The organism is Streptomyces sp. NPDC051105 (assembly GCF_040682795.1).
GTDB lineage: Bacteria > Actinomycetota > Actinomycetes > Streptomycetales > Streptomycetaceae > Streptomyces.
Window position 1 is genome coordinate 354006 of the sequence record NZ_JBFBBR010000002.1, and the last position, 19019, is coordinate 373024.

A 19019-nucleotide genomic window follows, 5' to 3' on the forward strand; every position below is an offset into this window, starting at 1 on the left:
TGTCACCCGGACGGCAGCCCGTCACTCGCCCTGCGCGCTGCCCTGCTGCGCGGCGATGCTCTTGCGTACCTCGTCCATGTCCAGCTTGCGGGCCTGGCCGATGACGTCCGTCAGGGCGGCCTCCGGGAGGGCACCCGGCTGGGCGAAGACGGCGACCTGGTCGCGGACGATCATCAGCGTGGGGATCGACTGGATGTCGAAGGCCGCGGCCAGCTCCGGCTGCGCCTCCGTGTCGACCTTGGCGAAGACCAGGTCCGGGTTCTCCTGCGCGGCCTTCTCGTACACCGGGGCGAACATACGGCACGGGCCGCACCAGGCCGCCCAGAAGTCGATGAGAACGAACTCGTTCTCGGTGACCATCTGGTCGAAGTTCTCCTTGGTGAGTTCCACGGTGCTGCTCATGCGTGTTTCCCTCTTCCTGATGTGGGGGGGCGCCCCGCTCCGGGGCGAACCGTCCGCACAACACGTCCGGCCGGGTTGGTATTCCGGCCAGGTACCCGTGTGGCCCCGGCGCAGACCACCCGCAAGACTGACCACATGACGGAAACGGAATCCATCGCTTACGACGTCGTGGTGCTCGGTGCCGGGCCCGTGGGGGAGAACGTCGCCGACCGCACCCGTGCGGCCGGCCTCTCCACCGCGATCGTGGAGAGCGAGCTCGTCGGCGGCGAATGCTCGTACTGGGCGTGCATGCCCAGCAAGGCCCTGCTGCGGCCGGTCATCGCCCAGGCCGACGCCCGCCGCCTGCCCGGCCTCTCCCAGGCGGTCCAGGGCCCCCTCGACACCCCCGCGGTCCTCGCCCGCCGCAACTACTTCACCTCGAATTGGAAGGACGACGGCCAGATCGCCTGGCTGGACGGCATCAGCGCCGACCTCTACCGCGGCCACGGCCGCCTCGCCGGACCCCGCACGGTCACCGTGACCGGCCCGGACGGCACCCTCACCACCCTCAGCGCGCGGCACGCGGTCGCCGTCGCCACCGGCACCCGCGCCCAGCTGCCCCACCTGCCCGGACTCGCCGAGCTCAAGCCCTGGACCAGCCGCGAGGCCACCAGCGCCCAGGAGGCGCCCGGCCGGCTGATCGTCGTCGGCGGCGGTGTCGTCGCCACCGAGATGGCCACCGCCTGGCAGGCCCTCGGCTCCCGGGTCACCCTGCTGGTCCGTGGCAAGGGGCTGCTCAACCGCATGGAGCCGTTCGCCGGTGAACTCGTCGCCGAGGCGCTCAAGGAGGCCGGCGTCGACGTCCGCATCGGCACCTCCGTCGCGTCGGTGACCCGCGAGAACGGCACGGTCGTGGCCGTGACCGACGCCGGCGACCGCGTCGAGGCCGACGAGATCCTCTTCGCCACCGGGCGCGTCCCGCACACCGACGACATCGGCCTGGACACCGTCGGCCTGGAACCGGGCTCCTGGCTCACCGTCGACGACACCCTCCTGGTGGAGGGCACCGACTGGCTGTACGCCGTCGGGGACGTCAACCACCGGGCGCTCCTCACCCACCAGGGCAAGTACCAGGCCCGGATCGCGGGCGACACCATCGCCGCCCGGGCCTCGGACACGCCCTTCCTGGACGGCCCCTGGGGTGCCCATGCGGCCACCGCCGACCACCAGGCCGTGCCGCAGGTCGTCTTCACCGACCCGGAGGCGGCGGCGGTCGGCCTCTCCCTCGCGGAGGCGGAGCAGGCCGGCTACCGGGTGCGCGCCGTCGACGTCGAGTTCTCCTCGGTCGCCGGTGCGGGGCTGTACGCCGACGGCTACAAGGGCCGCGCCCGCATGGTCGTCGACCTGGAGGCGGAGATCCTGCGCGGGGTCACCTTCGTGGGGCCCGGGGTGGGCGAGCTGATCCACTCGGCGACGATCGCCGTCGCCGGGCAGGTGCCGATCAGCCGGCTGTGGCATGCGGTGCCGTCGTATCCCACGTTGAGCGAGGTGTGGCTGCGGCTGCTGGAGGCGTACCGGGGGTGAGGGCCGAAGGGGGCCGCCGGTGGGCGGCTGCGGCGTCGTCGTGGCTGGTCGCGCCCGCGCGGCGGTAGCCGCACATGGATACGGCCCCCGCGCCCCTGACGGCGCGCTGTCGTCACGGCAGATCGAAGCCCAGGGACTCGGCTGCCGTCCTCGGGGTCGGCTGCAGCCATCGCTCTGTCATCGCCTCGGTCGACGACAGTGAGCGCAGCTCAGCCCGGTCCAGGTAGAGGGTGCCGTCGAGGTGGTCGGTCTCGTGCTGGACGATCCGGGCCGGCCACCCCGTGAACACCTCGTCGACCGCGCGGCCGTGCTCGTCCTGGCCGCGCAGTCGTACCTCGGCGTGCCGGGCCACCACCGCCTGGTAGCCCGGCACGCTCAGGCAGCCCTCGAAGAAGGCGGCGCGGGCGCCGCCGACGGGCTCGTAGACCGGGTTGACCAGGACGCGGAACGGCTGCGGGACCCGGCCGCGGGCGACGGCGATCTCCTCGGGTACCGGCGCCGGGTCCTCGATCACCGCGAGCCGCAGCGGGACGCCGACCTGCGGCGCGGCCAGGCCCACACCCGGTGCGGCGTGCATCGTCTCGCGCAGCGCCCCGATGAACCGGGCGAGCAGCTCGGGGCCCAACTGGCCGTCGTACGGCTCGCTTCCGCGCCGCAGGACCGGGTCGCCGGCCGCGACGATGGGCAACGGGCCGCCGACGGCGAGGAGTTCCTCGACCCGCTCGGCAAGAGGTGCGCGATCACTGGGAGATGCCATCGCGCCAGCATGCCATGACAGGGAATGTGACAGGGGTCACTTTACCCTCCGGGAACTCGGCCTCTTCGCCCCCCGACTACTGGACCGTCACCGCTCTCGCACGAGTCCCCGGAGAGGCCCCCGATGTCCAGCGCCCCCTCGACCTCCCCCCATCTCGGCTCCGATCGATCGGGGGGACCCCCATCGGACGAGGCCCCGCAACCGACCGTCCCGGCCGCGTCCCCGAGCCGCTGGGCGCCGTTGCGCCCCCTCGTCCTGCGCCTGCACTTCTACGCCGGTGTCCTGGTCGCCCCCTTCCTGCTCGTCGCCGCCACCACCGGCCTGCTGTACGCCTGTTCCTTCCAGGTCGAGAAGCTGGTGTACGCCCATGAGCTGACCGTTCCGGTGGGCAGCACCGAGCTGCCGATCTCCGAGCAGGTCGCCGCGGCCCGCAAGGCCCACCCCGAGGGGACCGTCTCCGCGATACGGCCCGCCCCCGAGGCGGACGCGACCACCAGGGTGCTGCTGTCGGGGGTGAAGGGCGTCGGCGCGGACCACACCCTCGCCGTGTTCGTCGACCCGTACACCGGGAAGGTGCGCGGCGCCCTCGAACAGTACGGCTCGACCGGCGCGCTGCCGCTGCGCACCTGGATCGACGAGCTCCACCGCGATCTGCACCTGGGCGACACCGGGCGGCTCTACAGCGAGTTCGCGGCGAGCTGGCTGTGGGTGATCGCGGGCGGTGGCCTGGTGCTGTGGTTCGCGCGGCGGCGGGCGCTGCGCAAGGTGCGCGGCACCAGCGGGCGGCGGCGCACCCTCGGCCTGCACGGCAGTGTCGGCGTCTGGGCGGCCGCCGGGTTCGTCTTCCTGTCCGCGACCGGCCTGACCTGGTCCACCTACGCCGGTGCCAACATCGACGAGCTGCGCACCTCGCTCGGCCAGGCCACCCCGTCCGTCTCGGCGGCAGCGAGCGGCGGCGACCACGCCGGGCACGACATGGCGTCCATGACCGGCGGCGGAGCCGACCACGGGGTGGGCCTGGACAAGGTGCTCGCGGCGGCCCGCGCCGAGGGCCTCGGCAACCCCGTCGAGATCGTCCCGCCCGCCGACGCGAACAGCGCCTACGTCGTCCGGCAGGTCCAGCGCAGCTGGCCCGAGAAGCAGGACTCCGTCGCCGTCGACCCGGCCACCGGCGAGGTGACGGACGTCCTGCGGTTCGCCGACTACCCGGTGCTCGCCAAACTCACCCGCTGGGGCATCGACCTGCACACCGGCATCCTCTTCGGCATCGTCAACCAGCTGGCCCTGGCGCTGCTCGCGCTCTCCCTGATCCTGCTGATCCTGTGGGGCTACCGCATGTGGTGGCAGCGTGGCCGGGGCTCCTCCTTCGGCCGGCCGATCCCGCGCGGAGCCTGGGCGGAGGTCCCGCCGTACCTCCTAGTCCCGGCGATGGCGGTGATCGCGGTGGTCGGCTACTTCGTGCCCCTGCTAGGGATCCCGCTCGCCGCGTTCATCGCCGTGGACATCGCGCTCGGCGAGGTCGCGCACCGCCGCGGACGACGGACGTACGGGAGCAGAGACGGCGTGAAGTAGCGTGGTCAGACACGCCGACGCGCGTGTCACCACGAGCCGACGCCGGAGGGAGACGGGACTATGGTGCGGGCCCGGCGCGGGCAGGGGGAGCTGGAGGGCCAGGTGCTCGGTGCCCTGCGCGAGGCCGGCGGTCCCGTCACCGCCGCCTGGGTGCAGGAGCGGCTCGGCGGCGACCTCGCCTACACCACCGTGGTGACCATCCTGACCCGGCTGCTCGCCAAGGACGTCGTCGCCCGTGAACAACGGCAGGGCCGCGCCTTCCTGTGGACGCCGACCGCCGACGTGGCCCGGCTCGCCGCCCTGCGGATGCGCCGGCTCCTCGACGGCGAACGGGACCGCGAGGCCGTCCTGGCGAGCTTCGTCACCGATCTGCCGCCCGGGGACGAGCAGGTGCTGCGGGCGCTCCTGGAGACCGCGGGTCCGGGCCGGGCGAACAGTCGGAACACCCCCCACGCCGACCACGGCGGTACGGAAGACTGACCGCCCATGGGGGACTTCGTCTTCCCGCCGCCCGTTCGGTGGATGGGGGCGGGGCCGGCGCACGGTCGGCAGGGCGGCGTTGCTGTCGCGGGGCACCGGCCCCCACCCCGGCCGCGCCGGCCGCCACCGGCCCGGTGCCGCCCGGGTCGCCCGCGTTTCCCGGTCCCGTCCCGTCGGCCCGCGGCCGGCCGGCGGGAGTCGCCGTGGCCGGTCTCGCCGTCCGGGGCGCGGCCGCGGGCTCCCTCGTGTCGGCGATGTCCTCGGCGAACCCGGCGGTCACCTGTTCCTGATCCTGCACGCGGGCACCCCGCTCCGACCACGTCGGACGACGCGAAGGGCCCTGGGGGAGACCCAGGGCCCGACTGCCGTTCCTCACTCCTGCGGGAAATCCCCCGCCAGCGCCGAGGCGAGGCGCAGATGCGGCTCCGCCTCCTCGTGCCGGGCCTGCCGCTGGAGCGTGCGGCCCAGCATCAGCCGGGCGTAGTGCTCCACCGGGTCGCGCTCCACGATCTCGCGCAACTCGGCCTCGGCGCGGCCCAGTTGGGCCGAGTGGTAGTAGGCGCGTGCCAGCAGCAGCCGGGGTCCGGTCTGCTCCGGCACCTCCTCGACCAGCCCGGCGAGCACTCGTGCGGCGCCCGCGTAGTCCTTGGCGTCGAAGAACAGCTGGGCGCGGTCCCAGCGCTCCGCGAGAGTTCCCTGGTCGTAGTACGTGGTGTCCACTCGTGACCTCCTTCGGGGCCGTCAACGAACCCGGGTAGTTGAATATTCCACCAAATGGCCCATCGGACCCGGCCGACCCTGCCGTGGTCCGTACCTGTCTTGTTCGACCCTACGAACTTTCTGTGTGACGGGTACACATCACTGCCAGCCTCTGATAGGAAACCTTCCTATCAGTGGATCCCCGTCCACCCCCCACCACCTTCTGGAGCCCACGTGAGGCACCCGAACAACCCCACGACGACCCCTGCCCCGACCTCCCGGCGCACCCTCCTCGCCCTGCTCGGCGCGTCCGCGGCCGGCGCCGTACTGCTGCGTCCCGCGCATGCCTCGGCCGCCTCCGCCGCCGCGAGCTGTGTGGGCCTCGACGACCCGGCGAAGAAGGAGATCGCCATGAAGCTGGTGTCGAGCGCGGAGAACTCCTCGCTCGACTGGAAGGCGCAGTACAAGTACATCGAGGACATCGGCGACGGCCGCGGTTACACCGCCGGGATCATCGGATTCTGCTCCGGCACCGGCGACATGCTCGACCTCGTGCAGCTCTACACCGACCGCAAGCCCGGAAACGTCCTCGCCAAGTACCTCCCGGCACTGCGTCGGGTCAACGGAACCGACTCACACTCCGGCCTCGACCCGAACTTCCCCGCGGACTGGCGCAAGGCCGCCCAGGACACCGCCTTCCAGCAGGCGCAGAACGACGAGCGTGACCGGGTGTACTTCAACCCCGCCGTACAGCAGGGCAAGACGGACGGGCTCGGCACGCTGGGGCAGTTCGCCTACTACGACGCCATCGTCATGCACGGCGACGGGGACGACTCCACCAGCTTCCGCAACATACGCAAGCGCGCCCTCGGCAACGCGAAGCCGCCGGCGCAGGGCGGCAAGGAGGTGACGTACCTCAACGCCTTCCTCGACGCGAGGGTCTGGGCCATGAAGCAGGAGGAGGCCCACAGCGACACCACCCGGGTCGACACGGAGCAACGTGTCTTCCTGCGCAACGGCAACCTGTGCCTGAACACCCCGCTGGACTGGAAGGTGTACGGGGACAGCTACCACATCGGCTGACCCGATCCCGGGGCGGCCTCGGGCTGTCGTACCGCTGTATCACCGTGCGGTACGACAGCCCGTCCGTGCTACGGCTTGATGCCCACCCCGGTCCACAGGCTGACCTCCGCGTCGGTGGCGGTCGATTCGCCGTCCGGGCGCCAGCGGTGGCCGACCGAGACGCCGGGGTCGAGCAGTTCGAGCCCGTCGAAGAAGCGCGCCACGTCCTCGCGCGAGCGGAACTGCACCGGAGTGCCGGCGCCGTTGTAGATGTCCGTGACCTTCTGCCAGGTGGCCGGGTCGAAGTCGGGCGTGCAGTGACTCAGGGCCAGCGCGCTGCCCGAGGGGAGTACGGCCAGCAGCCGGCTGACGATGCCGTACGGGTCCTGGGCGTCCGTGACGAAGTGCATCAGGGCGTTCAGGGACAGCGCCACCGGCCGGTCCAGGTCCAGGACCTCGGACAGTTCGGGGGCGTCGAGCAGCGCCTGCGGGTCGTTGACGTCCGCCTCGATGTAGGTGGTGCGCCCCTCGGTCGTGCTGCGCATCAGACGCTCGGCGTACTTCAGGACGAGCGGGTCGTTGTCGGCGTACACCACCCGTGCCTCCGGGACCACGGACTGGGCCACCTGGTGCAGGTTCGGCTCGGTGGGGATGCCGGTGCCGATGTCGAGCCACTGCCGGATGCCGTGCTCACGGGCGAGGACGCGGGTGGCGCGGTGCATGAAGGCGCGGTTCTCGCGGGCGCAGACGAAGATGCCAGGGTAGGCGGACGCCACGGTTTCGGCCGCCTGCTTGTCGACCTCGAAGTGGTCCTTGCCACCGAGGTAGTAGTCGTACATACGGGCGGAGTGGGGCCTGCTGGTGTCGATGTCCCGCGCCGCGTGCGAGGTGGTCATCCTGAACCTTTCGGAGGGGGTGCCTGGGGGAGGGGGGAGGTCAGCCAGTGGTCAGATGGTCGGCGAGGCCCCGCTTGACCCCGGCGACGAACGCCGTGATCTCTTCGGGGGTGTAGATCAGCGCGGGGCCGGCGGGGTCGGTCGACTGGCGCAGCGCCACCCGGCCGTCGGCGAGTCGTTTCGTCTGCACGCACTGACCTCCGTTGGGGCCGCTCCACGGCGACTCCCAGCCCTGCTCACCGAGGTCCGAGGCGGGCATGCCGTTGTACACGTCATGGGCACTGCCGTCGATGATGGTCATGCGTACTCCTTGCGCATGCGGTTCAGGAGCGCCCTGCTCTGCGCGTCGGAGGTCAGCAGGGACATGCGGTTGTGCGCCTCCAGATGGGCCACGACGTCGGAGCGCTGGTCCAGGTACATCGCGCCGGAGAGGATCTCGCTGTAGACGACGTCGGGAAGCTCGGGCTCCTCGAAACGGAAGTAGGTGAACGGGGCGCACGCGCCCACATGGGCGCCGGCGGTGAACGGCACGACGTCGACGCTGACGTGCGCCAGCTCCGAGACCTCCAGGAGCCGTTCGATCTGCGTCCGCATCACCTGGGGGCCGCCGACCACCCGGTGCAGGACGGCCTCCTCCATGACCACCCACAGGGTGGGCGCGTCGGCCCGCTCCAGCAGGGCCTGCCGGCGCAGCCGGAGGTTCACGCGCCGTTCCAGGTCCTCGTCGCGGTCGTTCGGGAAGCCGCCGCTCAGCACCGAGCGCGCGTACTCGGGGGTCTGCAGCAGCCCCGTGGCGTAGTGCGGTTCGTAGGTGCGCAGGGTCTTCGCGCCGGTCTCCAGGCTCACGTACGCGCTGAACCAGGTGGGCAGCACATCACGGTAGGTGTGCCACCAACCGGGCTCGTTGGCCCGCTCGGCGAAGGCGACGAACTCGTCGGTCTCCTGCCGGTCGGCGCCGTAGGTCTCAAGGAGTTTCTCGACGTAGAGAGGCTTGAGCGCCACCTCCGCCTTCTCCAGGCGGCGGATGGTCAGGGGAGCGACCCGCAGCGCCCGCGCCGCCTCGTCCAGTGACACGCCCGCTTCCTGGCGCCGCTCCTGGAGCCTGCGGCCCAGGATCATGCGCAGCACGGTGGGCGCACTGGCGCTGCTCGCGTTCGACCGGCCTTCGCTCACGCTCTACCTCCTGAGGGAACGTCACCGATACGAGTTTGACAGGCACTTGATGAAGCGACCACACCGACACCGGCATGCTGAAATTATCAGGGAGTCGGTTGCAGGGTGAACCCGACTGCGCGCATAGTTACTTGAGTAAATCGCGGTCACGCTCACGGGCAACGTACGTCTCCCGTGCGGACGTTGCTCAGCTCTGCCTGCTTCCCGCCGCAGTCGCCTCACGGAAGGCAACCACGTGTCCCCCCACGCGACCTCCCCGCTCGACCTGTTAGACGTAGTCGACCCCGACCAGGCGCACTGGATCGAGCTGCCCTCGCACCGCTCCAGCGTCAGAGTCGCCCGCCGCTCCATGAGAGAGCGCCTGAGCTCGTGGGGGATGCCCGGCGAGCTGTGCGAGGACGCGGTGCTGCTCGTGTCCGAGCTGGTCACCAACGCCGTCCGCCACACGTTCAGCGTCCGCATCTTGTGTGGCATGGGCATGATCACAGACGGGAGTCTGCGGCTGGAGGTGCACGACCACGACTACTCGCGGCGAGGTCTGCTCCGGCGCGAGCCGGGCCCTGACGACGAGGGTGGCCGGGGACTGCTGCTCGTCGAGGAACTCGCCGACTCCTGGGGCGTCGACCGGTCCCGGCTCACCAGCGGCCACGCCGTGTGGGCCACACTGACGCCCTGACACAGGCGCCGGGCACCCAGGGGGAGGGACGGGTGCCGGGCGGGCGAGTGGGGGACTCGCCTGATCCGACTCTGCGGAGAACCTGCAGAGCCGGCGCCGACCCCGGTGAGCACGGTCGCCCCTTGTAGGGGGAGGGCGACCGTGCTCACCGGGGTACATGTGCGCCGCCGAGCGGTCCGCTCGGCAACGTCCTCGACGTCGTTCGCCGACCCGGTCCCGCGCCGTCGTCAGCAGGGCTTGCGCCACACCCCCAGGTCCAGCTTCTTCTGCATCGACGAAAGACCCAGCCGCCGGGACTCGGCGCAGAAGGCACTGGGCGGTTCCTTGTATTCCACGTGGAAGACCGCCTTGCCCGCCTCGATGAACGGGGTGAGCCGCGCGCACTCGTCGTACTGGGCGCACTCCTCGTTGACCGCGAAGTCGAAGTCGGCGAGCAGGTGCGGGATCTGCGGGAGGTCGTTCTTCAGGCCCACGGACAGGCCGCGTTCATGGGCGATGTCCGCGATCATGCGGTTGTAGCGGAGCTGGTCGGCCGCGGTGAGCCGGAACCCGGTGTCGTTGCCGTACCCCTCCACCAGATCGGGCTCGACCGCGTCGAAGCCCTTGTCTCGGCACATGTCGAAGCGCCGCTCCATGATCGGGCGCAGCACGGACAGCTTCCGGATGTCGAGCCAGCGTTCGCCCGCCCAGCCGTTGGCGCTGCCGAGCACCGAGCGCGGGAAGTCGTCCTTGTCGGGCCGGAAGTTCTCCCAGGCGCCGACGTTGACGTAACAGATGACCTTCCGGCCGGCGGCGTGCAACCGGGCCACGTCCGCCCTGGAGTTCTCGAAGCCGTCGATGTCGTAGACGGGCACGTCCACCGTCGGCTTGACCTCTCCGTCCAGTTGCCACTGCCAGGCCAGGCCGGGCTTGGGTTTCCACCGGCCGCCGGCGGGGTGTGCCGCGGAGGAGCTCGTCGGCGAGGCCGGGTGGGCGGTGGTGGACTCGGACGGCGCAGGGGTGGGGGACTCGGTCGGCATGGTGGGGGAACCCCCGCGCGCGGTCGAGGAGTCCGCGGGTCCGGAGGGGGCCTCCGGGTGCGCGGAGGGCGCGTCCCGGTGTGCGGTGCAGGCCGCAAGGAGCCCCGCCATGACGGCCGCGGTCAGCACCACCCGTGCCCTCATAACTGCGCCCCCGTCAGAGCCGGAGTCAACTGGGCCCAGGGATTGGGCGGTTCGCCCGTCACCGGGCCGCACACCGCCGCGCCCCGCTCGTGCGCGGTGCGTACCGCGAGCGGGACGAGGGCCTCGGGCACACCGTAGACCAGATGGCACAGCCGCTCGGGCGGCTGCCGGGCGGCCCACGCCGGTCTGCTGAACGCCGAGACGTACGTCGACCAGTGCCCCTCGAAGGTGACGGTCAGGTCGGCGAGACGGGCATAGCCCGGCGCCGGATGGACGCCCGGGTTGAGCACGACCCTCCCGGCGCCCGACCTCCGTACGGCACGCACCAGCCGGCGGCAGGCGGGCAGCGCCTCCGGAGTGGCGGTCACCCGGTCGAGAAAGCAGCCGTCGGCCGCGTACCACTCCTCGTGCCGGCGCACGTCCTCGGTGACCTCGGCCGGTCCGCGCATCCCGTAGTCGGTGTCGACGTACCCCAGCAGGAGCGCCCCGGCCGACCGCAGGGCGTCGGCCGCCGCGGTGAACGCCGGGTCGGGGTGGTCGCCGGGGCCGTTCGCCGGGTTGAGGACCACACCGTAGGTGCCCTTCGCGGCGGTGATCAGGCGGTGCCAGGCACCCGGGTCCTCGGCCGGGTGCACATACAGCGGGATCAGCAGGCTCACCGCGTACCGTCGCTCTCCCACAGGGCGGCCAGCGCGTCCTCCAGCGTGTGCGCCGGGCGCCAGCCCAGGGCCCGCTCGGCCGCGGAGATGTCGGAGCACTGCCAGGACACCCGCGCCGACCGCACCGAGCCACCCGTGCTCTCCTCGATCCGGCCGCGGAAGCCGGCCCGGGCGGCCAGTGCGTGCACCAGCTCACGCACCGGGACCGCCCGGCCGCCGCCGACGTTGAGGACGGGCGGCGGCGGACCGGCAGCGGTGGCCGCGAGGACCACCGCACGGGCCACGTCCCGCACGTCCACGAAGTCGCGGTACGCCGACAGGTCGCCGAGCCGCAGCACCGCCTCCGGATCCGGACCCGCCTCGCACAGCAGCGCGGTGATCCGGCCGGGCAGCGAGGCGGCCGGCGCCCCGGGGCCCACCGGGTTGCCCACCCGCAGCACCACCGCGTCCAGGCCCGACGTGGTCACCGCGACCGTGCCCGCCAGCTTGGTCGCGCCGTACGGGGTCGCCGGGCTGGTCGGCGCCGACTCGGTGACCGGGGTGTCCGGGGTGCCGGGGCCGTACTCGGCGGCCGAACCGAGGTGCACCAGACGGGCCGCCGGCGCCGCGTCGCGCAGCGCGGCACAGAGCACCGCCGGGCCGCGGCCGTTGACCTCGGCGAGCCGCACCGCGTCGCCGCCGGTCGCGCCCGCGCAGTTGACCACGGTGTCGGGCGCGACGGCCGCCAGGGTCTTGGCCAGCTGCTCCGGGCGGACGGAGGCGAGGTCGACGCGGTGGTCCGCGCCGGCCGAGCGGCCGCCGCCGAGGACCTGCGCGCCGGGCACGGCCCGCAGCCCCGCGGCCACATGGGTGCCCAGATAGCCGGAGTGGCCCAGGACGAGAATGCGCATGACGAGCTCAGGCTCCCTTGAGCAGAAGGGACTTGCGGGTGGTGAACTCGGCGTTGGCCCGGTCGTAGTCGTCCGGGCGTCCGATGTCCAGCCAGTACCCCTCGAACTCGTAGGCGTACGGGGGAGTTTCCGCCCTGAGCAGATCCAGTACCAACTCGTCGAAGCCGAGCGGGAGTCCGGGCGTGTACCCGTCCAGCGTGGCACGGGACAGCCCGTACACACCCATGGAGACGTGGTAGTCCATGCTCGGCTTCTCGGTGAACGCCACGACCCTGCTGTCGTCGGTGGTCAGCACCCCGAAGTCGATGTGCACCTTGCGGGCGTAGGTGGCGATGGTCAGCGGCGCTCCGGAGTCTCGGTGCCGCTCCAGGACGTCGGCGTAGTCGAGGTCGGTGAGGATGTCGCCGTTCATCACCAGGAACGTCTCGGGCAGCCGGTCACGCAGGCTGAGCAGGGGGCCCATGGTGCCCAGTGGGCTCTCCTCGGTGGCGTAGTCGACGGTCAGACCCCACTGGGAGCCGTCGCCGACATACGCGCGGATGATCTCGCCGAGGTGGCCGATGGCCAGGGTGACGCTGGTGAAGCCGGCGGTGGCGAGCTGGCGCAGCACGATCTCCAGGATCGCGTGCTGGTCGCCGATGGGGACCAGCGGCTTTGGCAGCGCGGTCGTGTAGGGCCGCAGCCGGACGCCTTTGCCTCCGGCCAGGATCACTGCGTGCATGGGACTCCTCCTTCGTGTACGTGCGCAGACGTGCCGGACGGGGTCAGATGTTGTAGATGCCGGTCTTGTACCGGGCGAGGTTGGCCGGCTCGCGGAAGAACTCCACGGTGTGTGCGAGGCCTTCCTCCAGGGAGTGGCCGGGCCGCCAGCCGGTCGCCGCGGTGAGCCGGCTCGCGTCGGCGACCAGCCGCATCACCTCGGAGTTGGCGGGCCGGATCCGGGCCTCGTCCTCGCGAACGTCGACGGCGGTGTCCATCACCTTGCCGATCAGCGCGACCAGGTCGCCGACCGAGATCTCCCCGCCGGTGCCGGCGTTGAAGGTACGGCCCACCACCTGCTCGGCGGGCGCGGTGCCGACCGTCAGGAACGCCTGGGCGGTGTCCTTGACGAACATGAAGTCCCGGGTGGGACGCAGATCGCCGAGCGTGATGGTGCGCTCCCCGGCGGCCAGCTGACCGATCACGGTGGGGATCACCGCACGCATCGACTGGCGCGGCCCGAACGTGTTGAACGGCCGCAGCGTCACCACCGGGATGTCGAAGCTGGCGTGGTAGCTGTCGGCGAGCCGGTCCCCGCCGGCCTTCGAAGCGGCGTACGGGGACTGGGTGTTGATCGGGTGGTCCTCGGTGATCGGCACGGTCTGGGCGGTGCCGTACGTCTCACTGGTCGAGGTGTGCACCAACCGGGGTGTGCCGAGCGCGCGGACCGCCTCCAGCACGTTGAGCGTGCCCGTGACGTTGGTGTCCACGTAGCTGTGCGGGGCCTGGTAGGAGTACGGGATCGCGATCAGTGCGGCCAGGTGGTAGGCGGTGTCGGCGCCTTCGAGGAGGCCCCGGACCGACCCGGGGTCCCGGACGTCGCCCAGGACGATCTCCACCTGGTCCAGGACGTCGGGGGAGAGGGACTCCAGCCAGCCGTAGGAGGAGAAGGAGTTGTACTGGGCCATGGCCCGCACCCGGTGTCCGGAGGCGACCAGCGCCTCCGTGAGATGCGAGCCGATGAAGCCCTCGGCCCCGGTGACGGCGGCGAGCGGTTGGGAGGTCAACTGCGGTGTCCTTCCGATCGGTTGTGCCTGGGGGAGTGACTATCCGTGGGGGGCGGGGCGGCCGAGCAGCACCAGTGCGCCGGCCGCGAGACACAGCGCGGCGGCGCCGCAGCACAGCGGCAGCGCGAGACCGGCCCCGGGGAGGTGGAAGAGGGAGAACGTGCCGGCGACGGTGGCGGCGGTGAGACAGAGCGCGGCCGACGGCCAGGCCGCGCCGAACGCCTGCAGCAGCAACGCGGTCCACAGCGTGGCCGCGAGCAGCAGCAGGGCGGCCGGACCGGCGCCCGTGAGCAGGGCGGCGGGCAGCAAAGGCGCCAGGTAGAGCAGCAGGCAGAGGGCGAGGATGCCGGCGGAACGCAGCAGGAACGCGGCGGGCGTTGCGGTGGCGCGCAGCGCGCCGACCGACAGCCCCCGGTAGCGGTACAGCAGCCACTCCGCGGGCCCCATGCTCACGGTGAGCACGATCACCGCGTACGGCGCGTTCGGTTCCTGGCGTCCCTCAAGGAGCACCAGCACCCCGGCGGCCAGCCCGAACAGGCCGTACGGCAGGGACCACAGCACCTTGGGCCGGTGGCCGCCGGTGACGGCCGGAGCCGAAAGAGTCCGCCACAGGACCCACCCGGTGACCGCGAGCGTCGCGGCGAGGGCCAGCAGCGGCAGCCCGGCCCGCAGCGGACGGCCCGGCTCCCACCGGGGCAGCACGGCCGCACCCGCGATCAGCGGGCTGAGCGCGGCCAGCAGCAGCCGTTCCCGGGCCAGCACCAGCAGCACGCCCGCCGCCGCCAGGTACAGCGACTGGGCCGCGGCGGCCGGCACGACCCGGCCGCCCCCGGAGGCCAGGGCGGCGGCCCCCGTGGCCAGCACCGCCCCGGCCGGTGCGCCGATGAGGAGGGTACGGCCCGCCTCGTGCCGTCCGGTCACCATCCTCAGATGGGCGCGGTGACCGAGGGCCTGCCCCCACGCCCAGGAGACCAGCCCGGCCACGATCAGCGCGGGCGCGTGCCCGGCCGCGTTCCACAGCGGAGCGGTGAGCGGATACGCCAGCCCGGGCAGGGCGAACAGCACGCCCCGCAGCAGACAGCGCACGGTGTCCGGGCGCCACGGGTCGGCCGCGGGCGCCGGTTCCGGGAACGTCCTGGGGACCCGTTCGTAGAGCGCCGAGGCGAGTGAGAACAGGTTCGGATGGCCGTACCGCTCGTTGATCAGGGCGGCGGACAGGCCCTCCGACTCCAGCAGCGCGGCCACTTCGTAGGGGTGGACGGCGGGGCCTATCCGGTCGGCGAGTTCGGCGGCGAGTTCGCTGACCGCGTCCTCGTCCGGGCCGTGCCCGGGGAGCCGGATGGTCAGCGTGGTGTCGTCGAGGGCCCAGCGCGGCCGGCGGCGGGATGCCGGGCGGGGCTCGGCCAGCCGCAGGGCCAGCGTGTCCTGTTCGGAGCCGCCGGGTTCGAGGGATATCGGTCCGCTCACAGGGCCACACTCCCGGTGACGGCCGCCGTGGGCAGCTCGGCCGGGGCGGCCGGCTCGGGTGTCGGCCGCCGGGTGCGGTCGGGGAGTTCGAGGTAGATGGCGCGGAAGGTGTCGATGGTCTGCCGGAGGGTGAACTGCTCGATCACCCGCAGCCGGGCCGCCTCGCCCATCGCCCGGCGGCGCGCCGGATCGCCCAGCAGGTCAAGGGCTGCCGCGGCCATCGCCGCCGGGTCGCGGGGCGCGACGACCAGCCCGGTGTCGCCGACCGCCTCCCGGACCCCGCCGACGTCCGTGGAGACCGTGGCCCGCCCGCAGGACATGGCCTCGATCAGGGTGAACGGGAAGCCCTCGCTGATGCTGGAGAGCATCACCACATTGCCGGCCGCGTACGCGTCCTTGATGTCGTCGACGCGGCCCTCGAAGGTCACGGCGTCGCCATGGCCCAGTTCGGCGGCCAGGGCCTCGCAGCGCTCCCGGTAGGCCTCGCCGCCCCGGGGTGTCCCGCCGAACAGCCGCAGTCGCGCCTCCGGGACCCGGGCGCGGACCAGGGCGAAGGCCCGGATCAGGGTCTCCAGGTCCTTGATGGGGTCCACCCGGCCCGCCCAGCTGAGTGTGGGCACCTCCGGCTCCGGTCCGGCCGCCGGGAAGGCGGCCGGGTCCACGCCGTTGTAGACGGTACGGATGGCCTCCGGATCGGCGCCGCCCTCCTCCTCCCAGAGCCGGTTGTAGCGGTTGCCCGGGGTGATCAGGGCCGCCTTGCGGTAGGACTCGCGGGCCAGTAGCCGGAAGAACCCGAGCACGACCGCCTTCACCGGCCAGCGGTAGGGCGCGGTCCGATAGCCGAGGTACCGTTCCCGCAGGTAGACGCCGTGCTCGGTGAGCAGCAGCGGGACCCCGTGCCGTTCCAGTGCGGCCAGGCCGGGCAGCGCGGCGACGCCACCGCTCACCGCGTGCGCGACCCCGCTCTCGGGCAGCGGAGCGGTCAACGGGCGCAGGGCGTGCTCCAGGAGAGCGGTCGCGGTGAGCGCGTCGTGCAGGGTGGGTTGGGCCTCGCGCACGGCCAGCCCCGGCCGGTTCCACAGTGAGGTCAGCACGGTGATCGCGGTGTCGGCGCGCAGGAACGGGCTGAGCGTGCCGTCCGCCGCGGCCCGGGCCATGGCGTACAGGGCGGGCGGGAAGCCGTCCTCCTCCCGGGGGTCGAGCAGCGCGGCGAGGAACCGGCCGTAGGCGTCGGCGAGTTCACGGCGTGCCCGGCCCCGGGGCGCGCGGCCCTCGGGCGGGTCGCCCCACATCGGCACGGACCACACGTGCGAGACCTGCGCGGGCAGGTCCCAGACGACGGGTTCGCGTCCGGTGCCGGTGACGGCGACGATCTCGAAGTCGAAGTCGGGCATGCCCTGCACCAGTTGGTCGCACCAGACGCTGACGCCACCGTGACTGTGCGGGTAGGTGCCTTCGGTGAGCAGGGTGACGCGCGTAGCTCTGACGGGGGGCGCGCCCTGGGGATGGGGCATCGGTTTGCTCCACGGCCGAGTGGTGGGGGAGGCAATGCCGGTTCCGGCCGCCGGCGGGCGGCCGGAACCGCGGATCTGTTCTTGCTTCGGTCGTCGGTGCGGCGGAGCGCTGTTCAGTTGGTGACGGTGACGGTGGCGGGGCGCGGATCGGCCACCCCCGCCGGGACCTGGGTGTCGGGCGCGGGCTCCGTGGCCGGGGCGCTGGAGCCGGCGGCCGTGACGGCCGGGGTCGCGGTGGTGGCGGGCAGGGTGAGGCTGATCGGGTCGCCCGTCGAGGGGGTCCAGCCGGAGACCGCGCCCGCGTACGCCGAGCCGAACGCGGCGCCGCCCACCGTGGTCCCGCTCGGCAGGGTCGCGGTGACCTCCAGGCCGGCCGGTGCCTCGACGGTCACGGCGTCACCGATGCGGTAGGCGGTGACCTGGCCGGCCTGGAGGGCGGCCTGCCACTCCGCGCGGCGCTTCAGCTCGGTCCCGATGTCCTTCAACCGCAGGTTCACCACAGGGGTGTTGGCCGCGAACAGGGCCTGGTACCCGTCCAGTACGCCGTTCAGCACCGGGTAGGCGATCCGGTCCTCGGAGAGGTTCGACTGGTGGATGTAGTGCGGCCGGGGGTCGTTGGACAGCACGTGCCCGAGGTCGATCCGGGTCTCCAGCGGCACGATCTGGTCGGCGTAGCCGGTGCTGGTGTCCAGCGGCTGCGACAGACACGTGGTGGTCGTGGGGTTGTCCTCGCAGATGCCGCTGCCGCCCTGGGCGCGGCTGGTGTACAGCCAGTTGTACTCGTCGACCTCCTCGGAGGCCTTGCCCACGTTGTAGAAGATGTTCATCGGGTAGCGGGGCACGGTCTCGGCCGCGCCGACCTGACGCTGCTGCGGGTCACGGGAGTTGTCGGAGCCGAGCCAGTCGATGCCGTTGGCGGCGAGGGCGGGCGCCAGGTTCGGGTTGTCGTCGGGCTGCTGCGGCAGGATCCGCATCCCGGAGTGCTCGCCCGTGACCAACTCGTCGTTCTCCAGGGGGAGTCCGTTGGTCTGGGCCCAGACCCGGTTGGTAGCGATCTCGTCGGAGATGTCGCTCTCGCCGACCCATTTGGTGCTGCCGTCGGCGTTGGTCTCGCAGACCCACGGCACCACGGTGGTGTTCTGCACGCAGCCGAGGAAGGCGTGCGTGTAGGTGTGGTTGATCCAGCGGAACTCGCTCTTGTCCGCGATCAGCTGGTCGGCGAGCTGGTCGACGCCGTTGTCGTCCTCGCGCTGGTCGACGCTGCCGGAGCCGTTGAAGGCGAGGTCGAAGGTGAGGTTCTTGCTCTGTTCCCAGGCCGCGGCGTAGTCGACGTCGTCGGCCGTCATCCGGATCGGGTCGGCCGTGGCGCCGGAATCGGTGCAGTCGACGTCACCGGGTGTGCAGTTGAGGTCGCTGTTCCAGCGGTCGTCCTCGGCGAACACGTCGTCCACGTGCACGGCGAAGTAGTTGCGGGAGGCGCCGAGGTGCAGCCCGCCGGTCATCCACTCGACGATGCCGCGGGCCAGCAGCCGGAACTGCTCCTGGTACTGGTTGTAGACGAAGGTGACGACGAGTTCGCGCCGGCCGTCGTGCCGGTACTCGCCGACCAGGGAGCCCTTGGTGGACGACCCCGGGATCGTCGCCTCGACGTAGGGAGTGAAGTCGGCGCCGGCCGCCGGCTGTGCGAGGTAGGCGTAACTCTCGCCCACGGACGGGTCGTTGTCCTCGAAGGGCACGGTGCCGTCGAGGTAGCCGAAGGGGCCCGCCTTGCCGGCGTCGGTCACCTGGGCCTGGGTGCCGTCGATGCTGCCGGAGTAGCCGGAGCTGCCGACCGGGTACTGCAAACCGGCTTCCGGGCGTGCGTAGGTATAGGCATCGACTTGGGGTATCTGGTAAACCTGTTCGTACGCTGTGAGTGCGGCCATCTCGGTCGAACCGGTGGCGAACGGGTTGTCGTTGGGCAGTACCACGGCCTGGAACTTGGCGCGCGCCCGTCCGTCGACGGTGTCGGCGAGGAAGGCCGTGTCGATCACCTGTCGTCCGGACTGGGTCAGGTCGATCTCGGTGAACGGCGTGCCGGCTTCGGTGAGTTCGGCTGCGATGGCGTCGGTGGACGGCCCCCCGTCACTGACCACCAACACCCGCAGGTCGATTCTGGGTGCGTCGTCGGCATGGGCCGCGTCGGCCGGCAGGCCGAGCGTGGCTATGAGCGCACCGACCGTGAGCACGGTCGTGCGTAAGGTCCGCTTCATGCGGTGAAGTCCCCTCCCCGGGCGGGGG

19 protein-coding genes are annotated in these 19019 nt (G+C 72.1%); 5 read left to right on the forward strand and 14 right to left on the reverse strand.

All coding sequences use genetic code 11. The features are described 5' to 3' along the window. Positions 1 to 21: 21 nt before the first annotated feature. Positions 22 to 402, reverse strand: coding sequence for a thioredoxin (trxA, locus tag AB0N16_RS05490; RefSeq protein WP_365793322.1), 381 nt, complete (start codon positions 400 to 402; stop codon positions 22 to 24). A gap of 135 nt (positions 403 to 537) precedes the next feature. On the opposite strand from trxA, the gene AB0N16_RS05495 reads away from it, so the two are divergent. Continuing rightward, the gene (locus AB0N16_RS05495; protein WP_365793324.1) at positions 538 to 1965 is read left to right on the forward strand and encodes an NAD(P)/FAD-dependent oxidoreductase; all 1428 of its coding nucleotides are present in this window, start codon (positions 538 to 540) and stop codon (positions 1963 to 1965) included. A gap of 112 nt (positions 1966 to 2077) precedes the next feature. Here the strand turns inward: AB0N16_RS05495 and AB0N16_RS05500 are convergent, their stop codons facing one another. Then, entirely contained in the window at positions 2078 to 2722 is a 645-nt protein-coding gene (locus tag AB0N16_RS05500) for a peptide deformylase (RefSeq protein ID WP_365793326.1), read from the reverse strand. Between the two features lie 123 nt (positions 2723 to 2845). On the opposite strand from AB0N16_RS05500, the gene AB0N16_RS05505 reads away from it, so the two are divergent. Further along, on the forward strand, positions 2846 to 4294 hold the full coding sequence (locus tag AB0N16_RS05505) for a PepSY-associated TM helix domain-containing protein (protein ID WP_365793328.1): 1449 nt from the start codon (positions 2846 to 2848) through the stop codon (positions 4292 to 4294). Between the two features lie 60 nt (positions 4295 to 4354). Continuing rightward, a complete protein-coding gene (locus tag AB0N16_RS05510; protein ID WP_365793330.1) occupies positions 4355 to 4774 on the forward strand; it encodes a BlaI/MecI/CopY family transcriptional regulator in 420 nt (139 codons plus the stop codon). Positions 4775 to 5146: 372 nt separating this feature from the next. On the opposite strand, the gene AB0N16_RS05515 is transcribed toward AB0N16_RS05510, so the two are convergent. Continuing rightward, complete coding sequence (locus AB0N16_RS05515; protein WP_365793332.1) at positions 5147 to 5494, reverse strand: tetratricopeptide repeat protein; 348 nt, start codon at positions 5492 to 5494, stop codon at positions 5147 to 5149. A 213-nt stretch (positions 5495 to 5707) separates the two neighbouring features. Here AB0N16_RS05515 and AB0N16_RS05520 point away from each other — a divergent pair, with 213 nt between their 5' ends. Beyond that, positions 5708 to 6556, forward strand: a complete 849-nt coding sequence (locus AB0N16_RS05520; RefSeq protein WP_365793334.1) for a chitosanase — start codon at positions 5708 to 5710, stop codon at positions 6554 to 6556. 68 nt (positions 6557 to 6624) lie between these two features. On the opposite strand, the gene AB0N16_RS05525 is transcribed toward AB0N16_RS05520, so the two are convergent. From AB0N16_RS05525 to AB0N16_RS05535, 3 genes are read right to left on the reverse strand one after another with little or no spacing between them, the layout of a single operon-like run. Next, the gene (locus AB0N16_RS05525) at positions 6625 to 7431 is read right to left on the reverse strand and encodes an SAM-dependent methyltransferase (protein ID WP_365793336.1); all 807 of its coding nucleotides are present in this window, start codon (positions 7429 to 7431) and stop codon (positions 6625 to 6627) included. Between the two features lie 40 nt (positions 7432 to 7471). Further along, a complete protein-coding gene (locus AB0N16_RS05530; protein WP_365793338.1) occupies positions 7472 to 7732 on the reverse strand; it encodes a DUF397 domain-containing protein in 261 nt (86 codons plus the stop codon). Continuing rightward, positions 7729 to 8604, reverse strand: coding sequence for a helix-turn-helix transcriptional regulator (locus AB0N16_RS05535; RefSeq protein WP_365793340.1), 876 nt, complete (start codon positions 8602 to 8604; stop codon positions 7729 to 7731). The genes AB0N16_RS05530 and AB0N16_RS05535 overlap by 4 nt, the downstream gene beginning before the upstream one ends. A 235-nt stretch (positions 8605 to 8839) precedes the next feature. On the opposite strand from AB0N16_RS05535, the gene AB0N16_RS05540 reads away from it, so the two are divergent. Further along, complete coding sequence (locus AB0N16_RS05540) at positions 8840 to 9280, forward strand: ATP-binding protein (RefSeq protein ID WP_365793342.1); 441 nt, start codon at positions 8840 to 8842, stop codon at positions 9278 to 9280. 227 nt (positions 9281 to 9507) lie between these two features. On the opposite strand, the gene AB0N16_RS05545 is transcribed toward AB0N16_RS05540, so the two are convergent. The 8 genes from AB0N16_RS05545 to AB0N16_RS05580 all read right to left on the reverse strand — a co-directional run bounded on the left by AB0N16_RS05545 (position 9508) and on the right by AB0N16_RS05580 (position 18991). Next, entirely contained in the window at positions 9508 to 10443 is a 936-nt protein-coding gene (locus AB0N16_RS05545; RefSeq protein ID WP_365793344.1) for an endo alpha-1,4 polygalactosaminidase, read from the reverse strand. Beyond that, positions 10440 to 11102, reverse strand: a complete 663-nt coding sequence (locus AB0N16_RS05550) for a spherulation-specific family 4 protein (RefSeq protein WP_365793346.1) — start codon at positions 11100 to 11102, stop codon at positions 10440 to 10442. Before AB0N16_RS05550 ends, AB0N16_RS05545 begins: the two co-directional genes overlap by 4 nt. After that, positions 11099 to 11992, reverse strand: coding sequence for an NAD(P)-dependent oxidoreductase (locus tag AB0N16_RS05555; RefSeq protein ID WP_365793348.1), 894 nt, complete (start codon positions 11990 to 11992; stop codon positions 11099 to 11101). The genes AB0N16_RS05550 and AB0N16_RS05555 overlap by 4 nt, the downstream gene beginning before the upstream one ends. Positions 11993 to 11999: 7 nt before the next feature. Then, entirely contained in the window at positions 12000 to 12713 is a 714-nt protein-coding gene (locus tag AB0N16_RS05560; protein WP_365793350.1) for a sugar phosphate nucleotidyltransferase, read from the reverse strand. Positions 12714 to 12756: 43 nt separating this feature from the next. Next, the gene (locus AB0N16_RS05565) at positions 12757 to 13758 is read right to left on the reverse strand and encodes a GDP-mannose 4,6-dehydratase (protein WP_365793352.1); all 1002 of its coding nucleotides are present in this window, start codon (positions 13756 to 13758) and stop codon (positions 12757 to 12759) included. Positions 13759 to 13797: 39 nt separating this feature from the next. Beyond that, positions 13798 to 15225: a hypothetical protein gene (locus AB0N16_RS05570; RefSeq protein WP_365793354.1), complete on the reverse strand. Its 1428-nt coding sequence runs from the start codon at positions 15223 to 15225 to the stop codon at positions 13798 to 13800. Continuing rightward, positions 15222 to 16739 (reverse strand): GT4 family glycosyltransferase PelF, encoded by a 1518-nt coding sequence (gene pelF / locus AB0N16_RS05575; protein ID WP_365793356.1) that lies wholly within the window; start codon positions 16737 to 16739, stop codon positions 15222 to 15224. Before pelF ends, AB0N16_RS05570 begins: the two co-directional genes overlap by 4 nt. 113 nt (positions 16740 to 16852) lie before the next feature. Then, on the reverse strand, positions 16853 to 18991 hold the full coding sequence (locus AB0N16_RS05580; RefSeq protein WP_365793358.1) for a hypothetical protein: 2139 nt from the start codon (positions 18989 to 18991) through the stop codon (positions 16853 to 16855). Positions 18992 to 19019 lie beyond the last annotated feature (28 nt).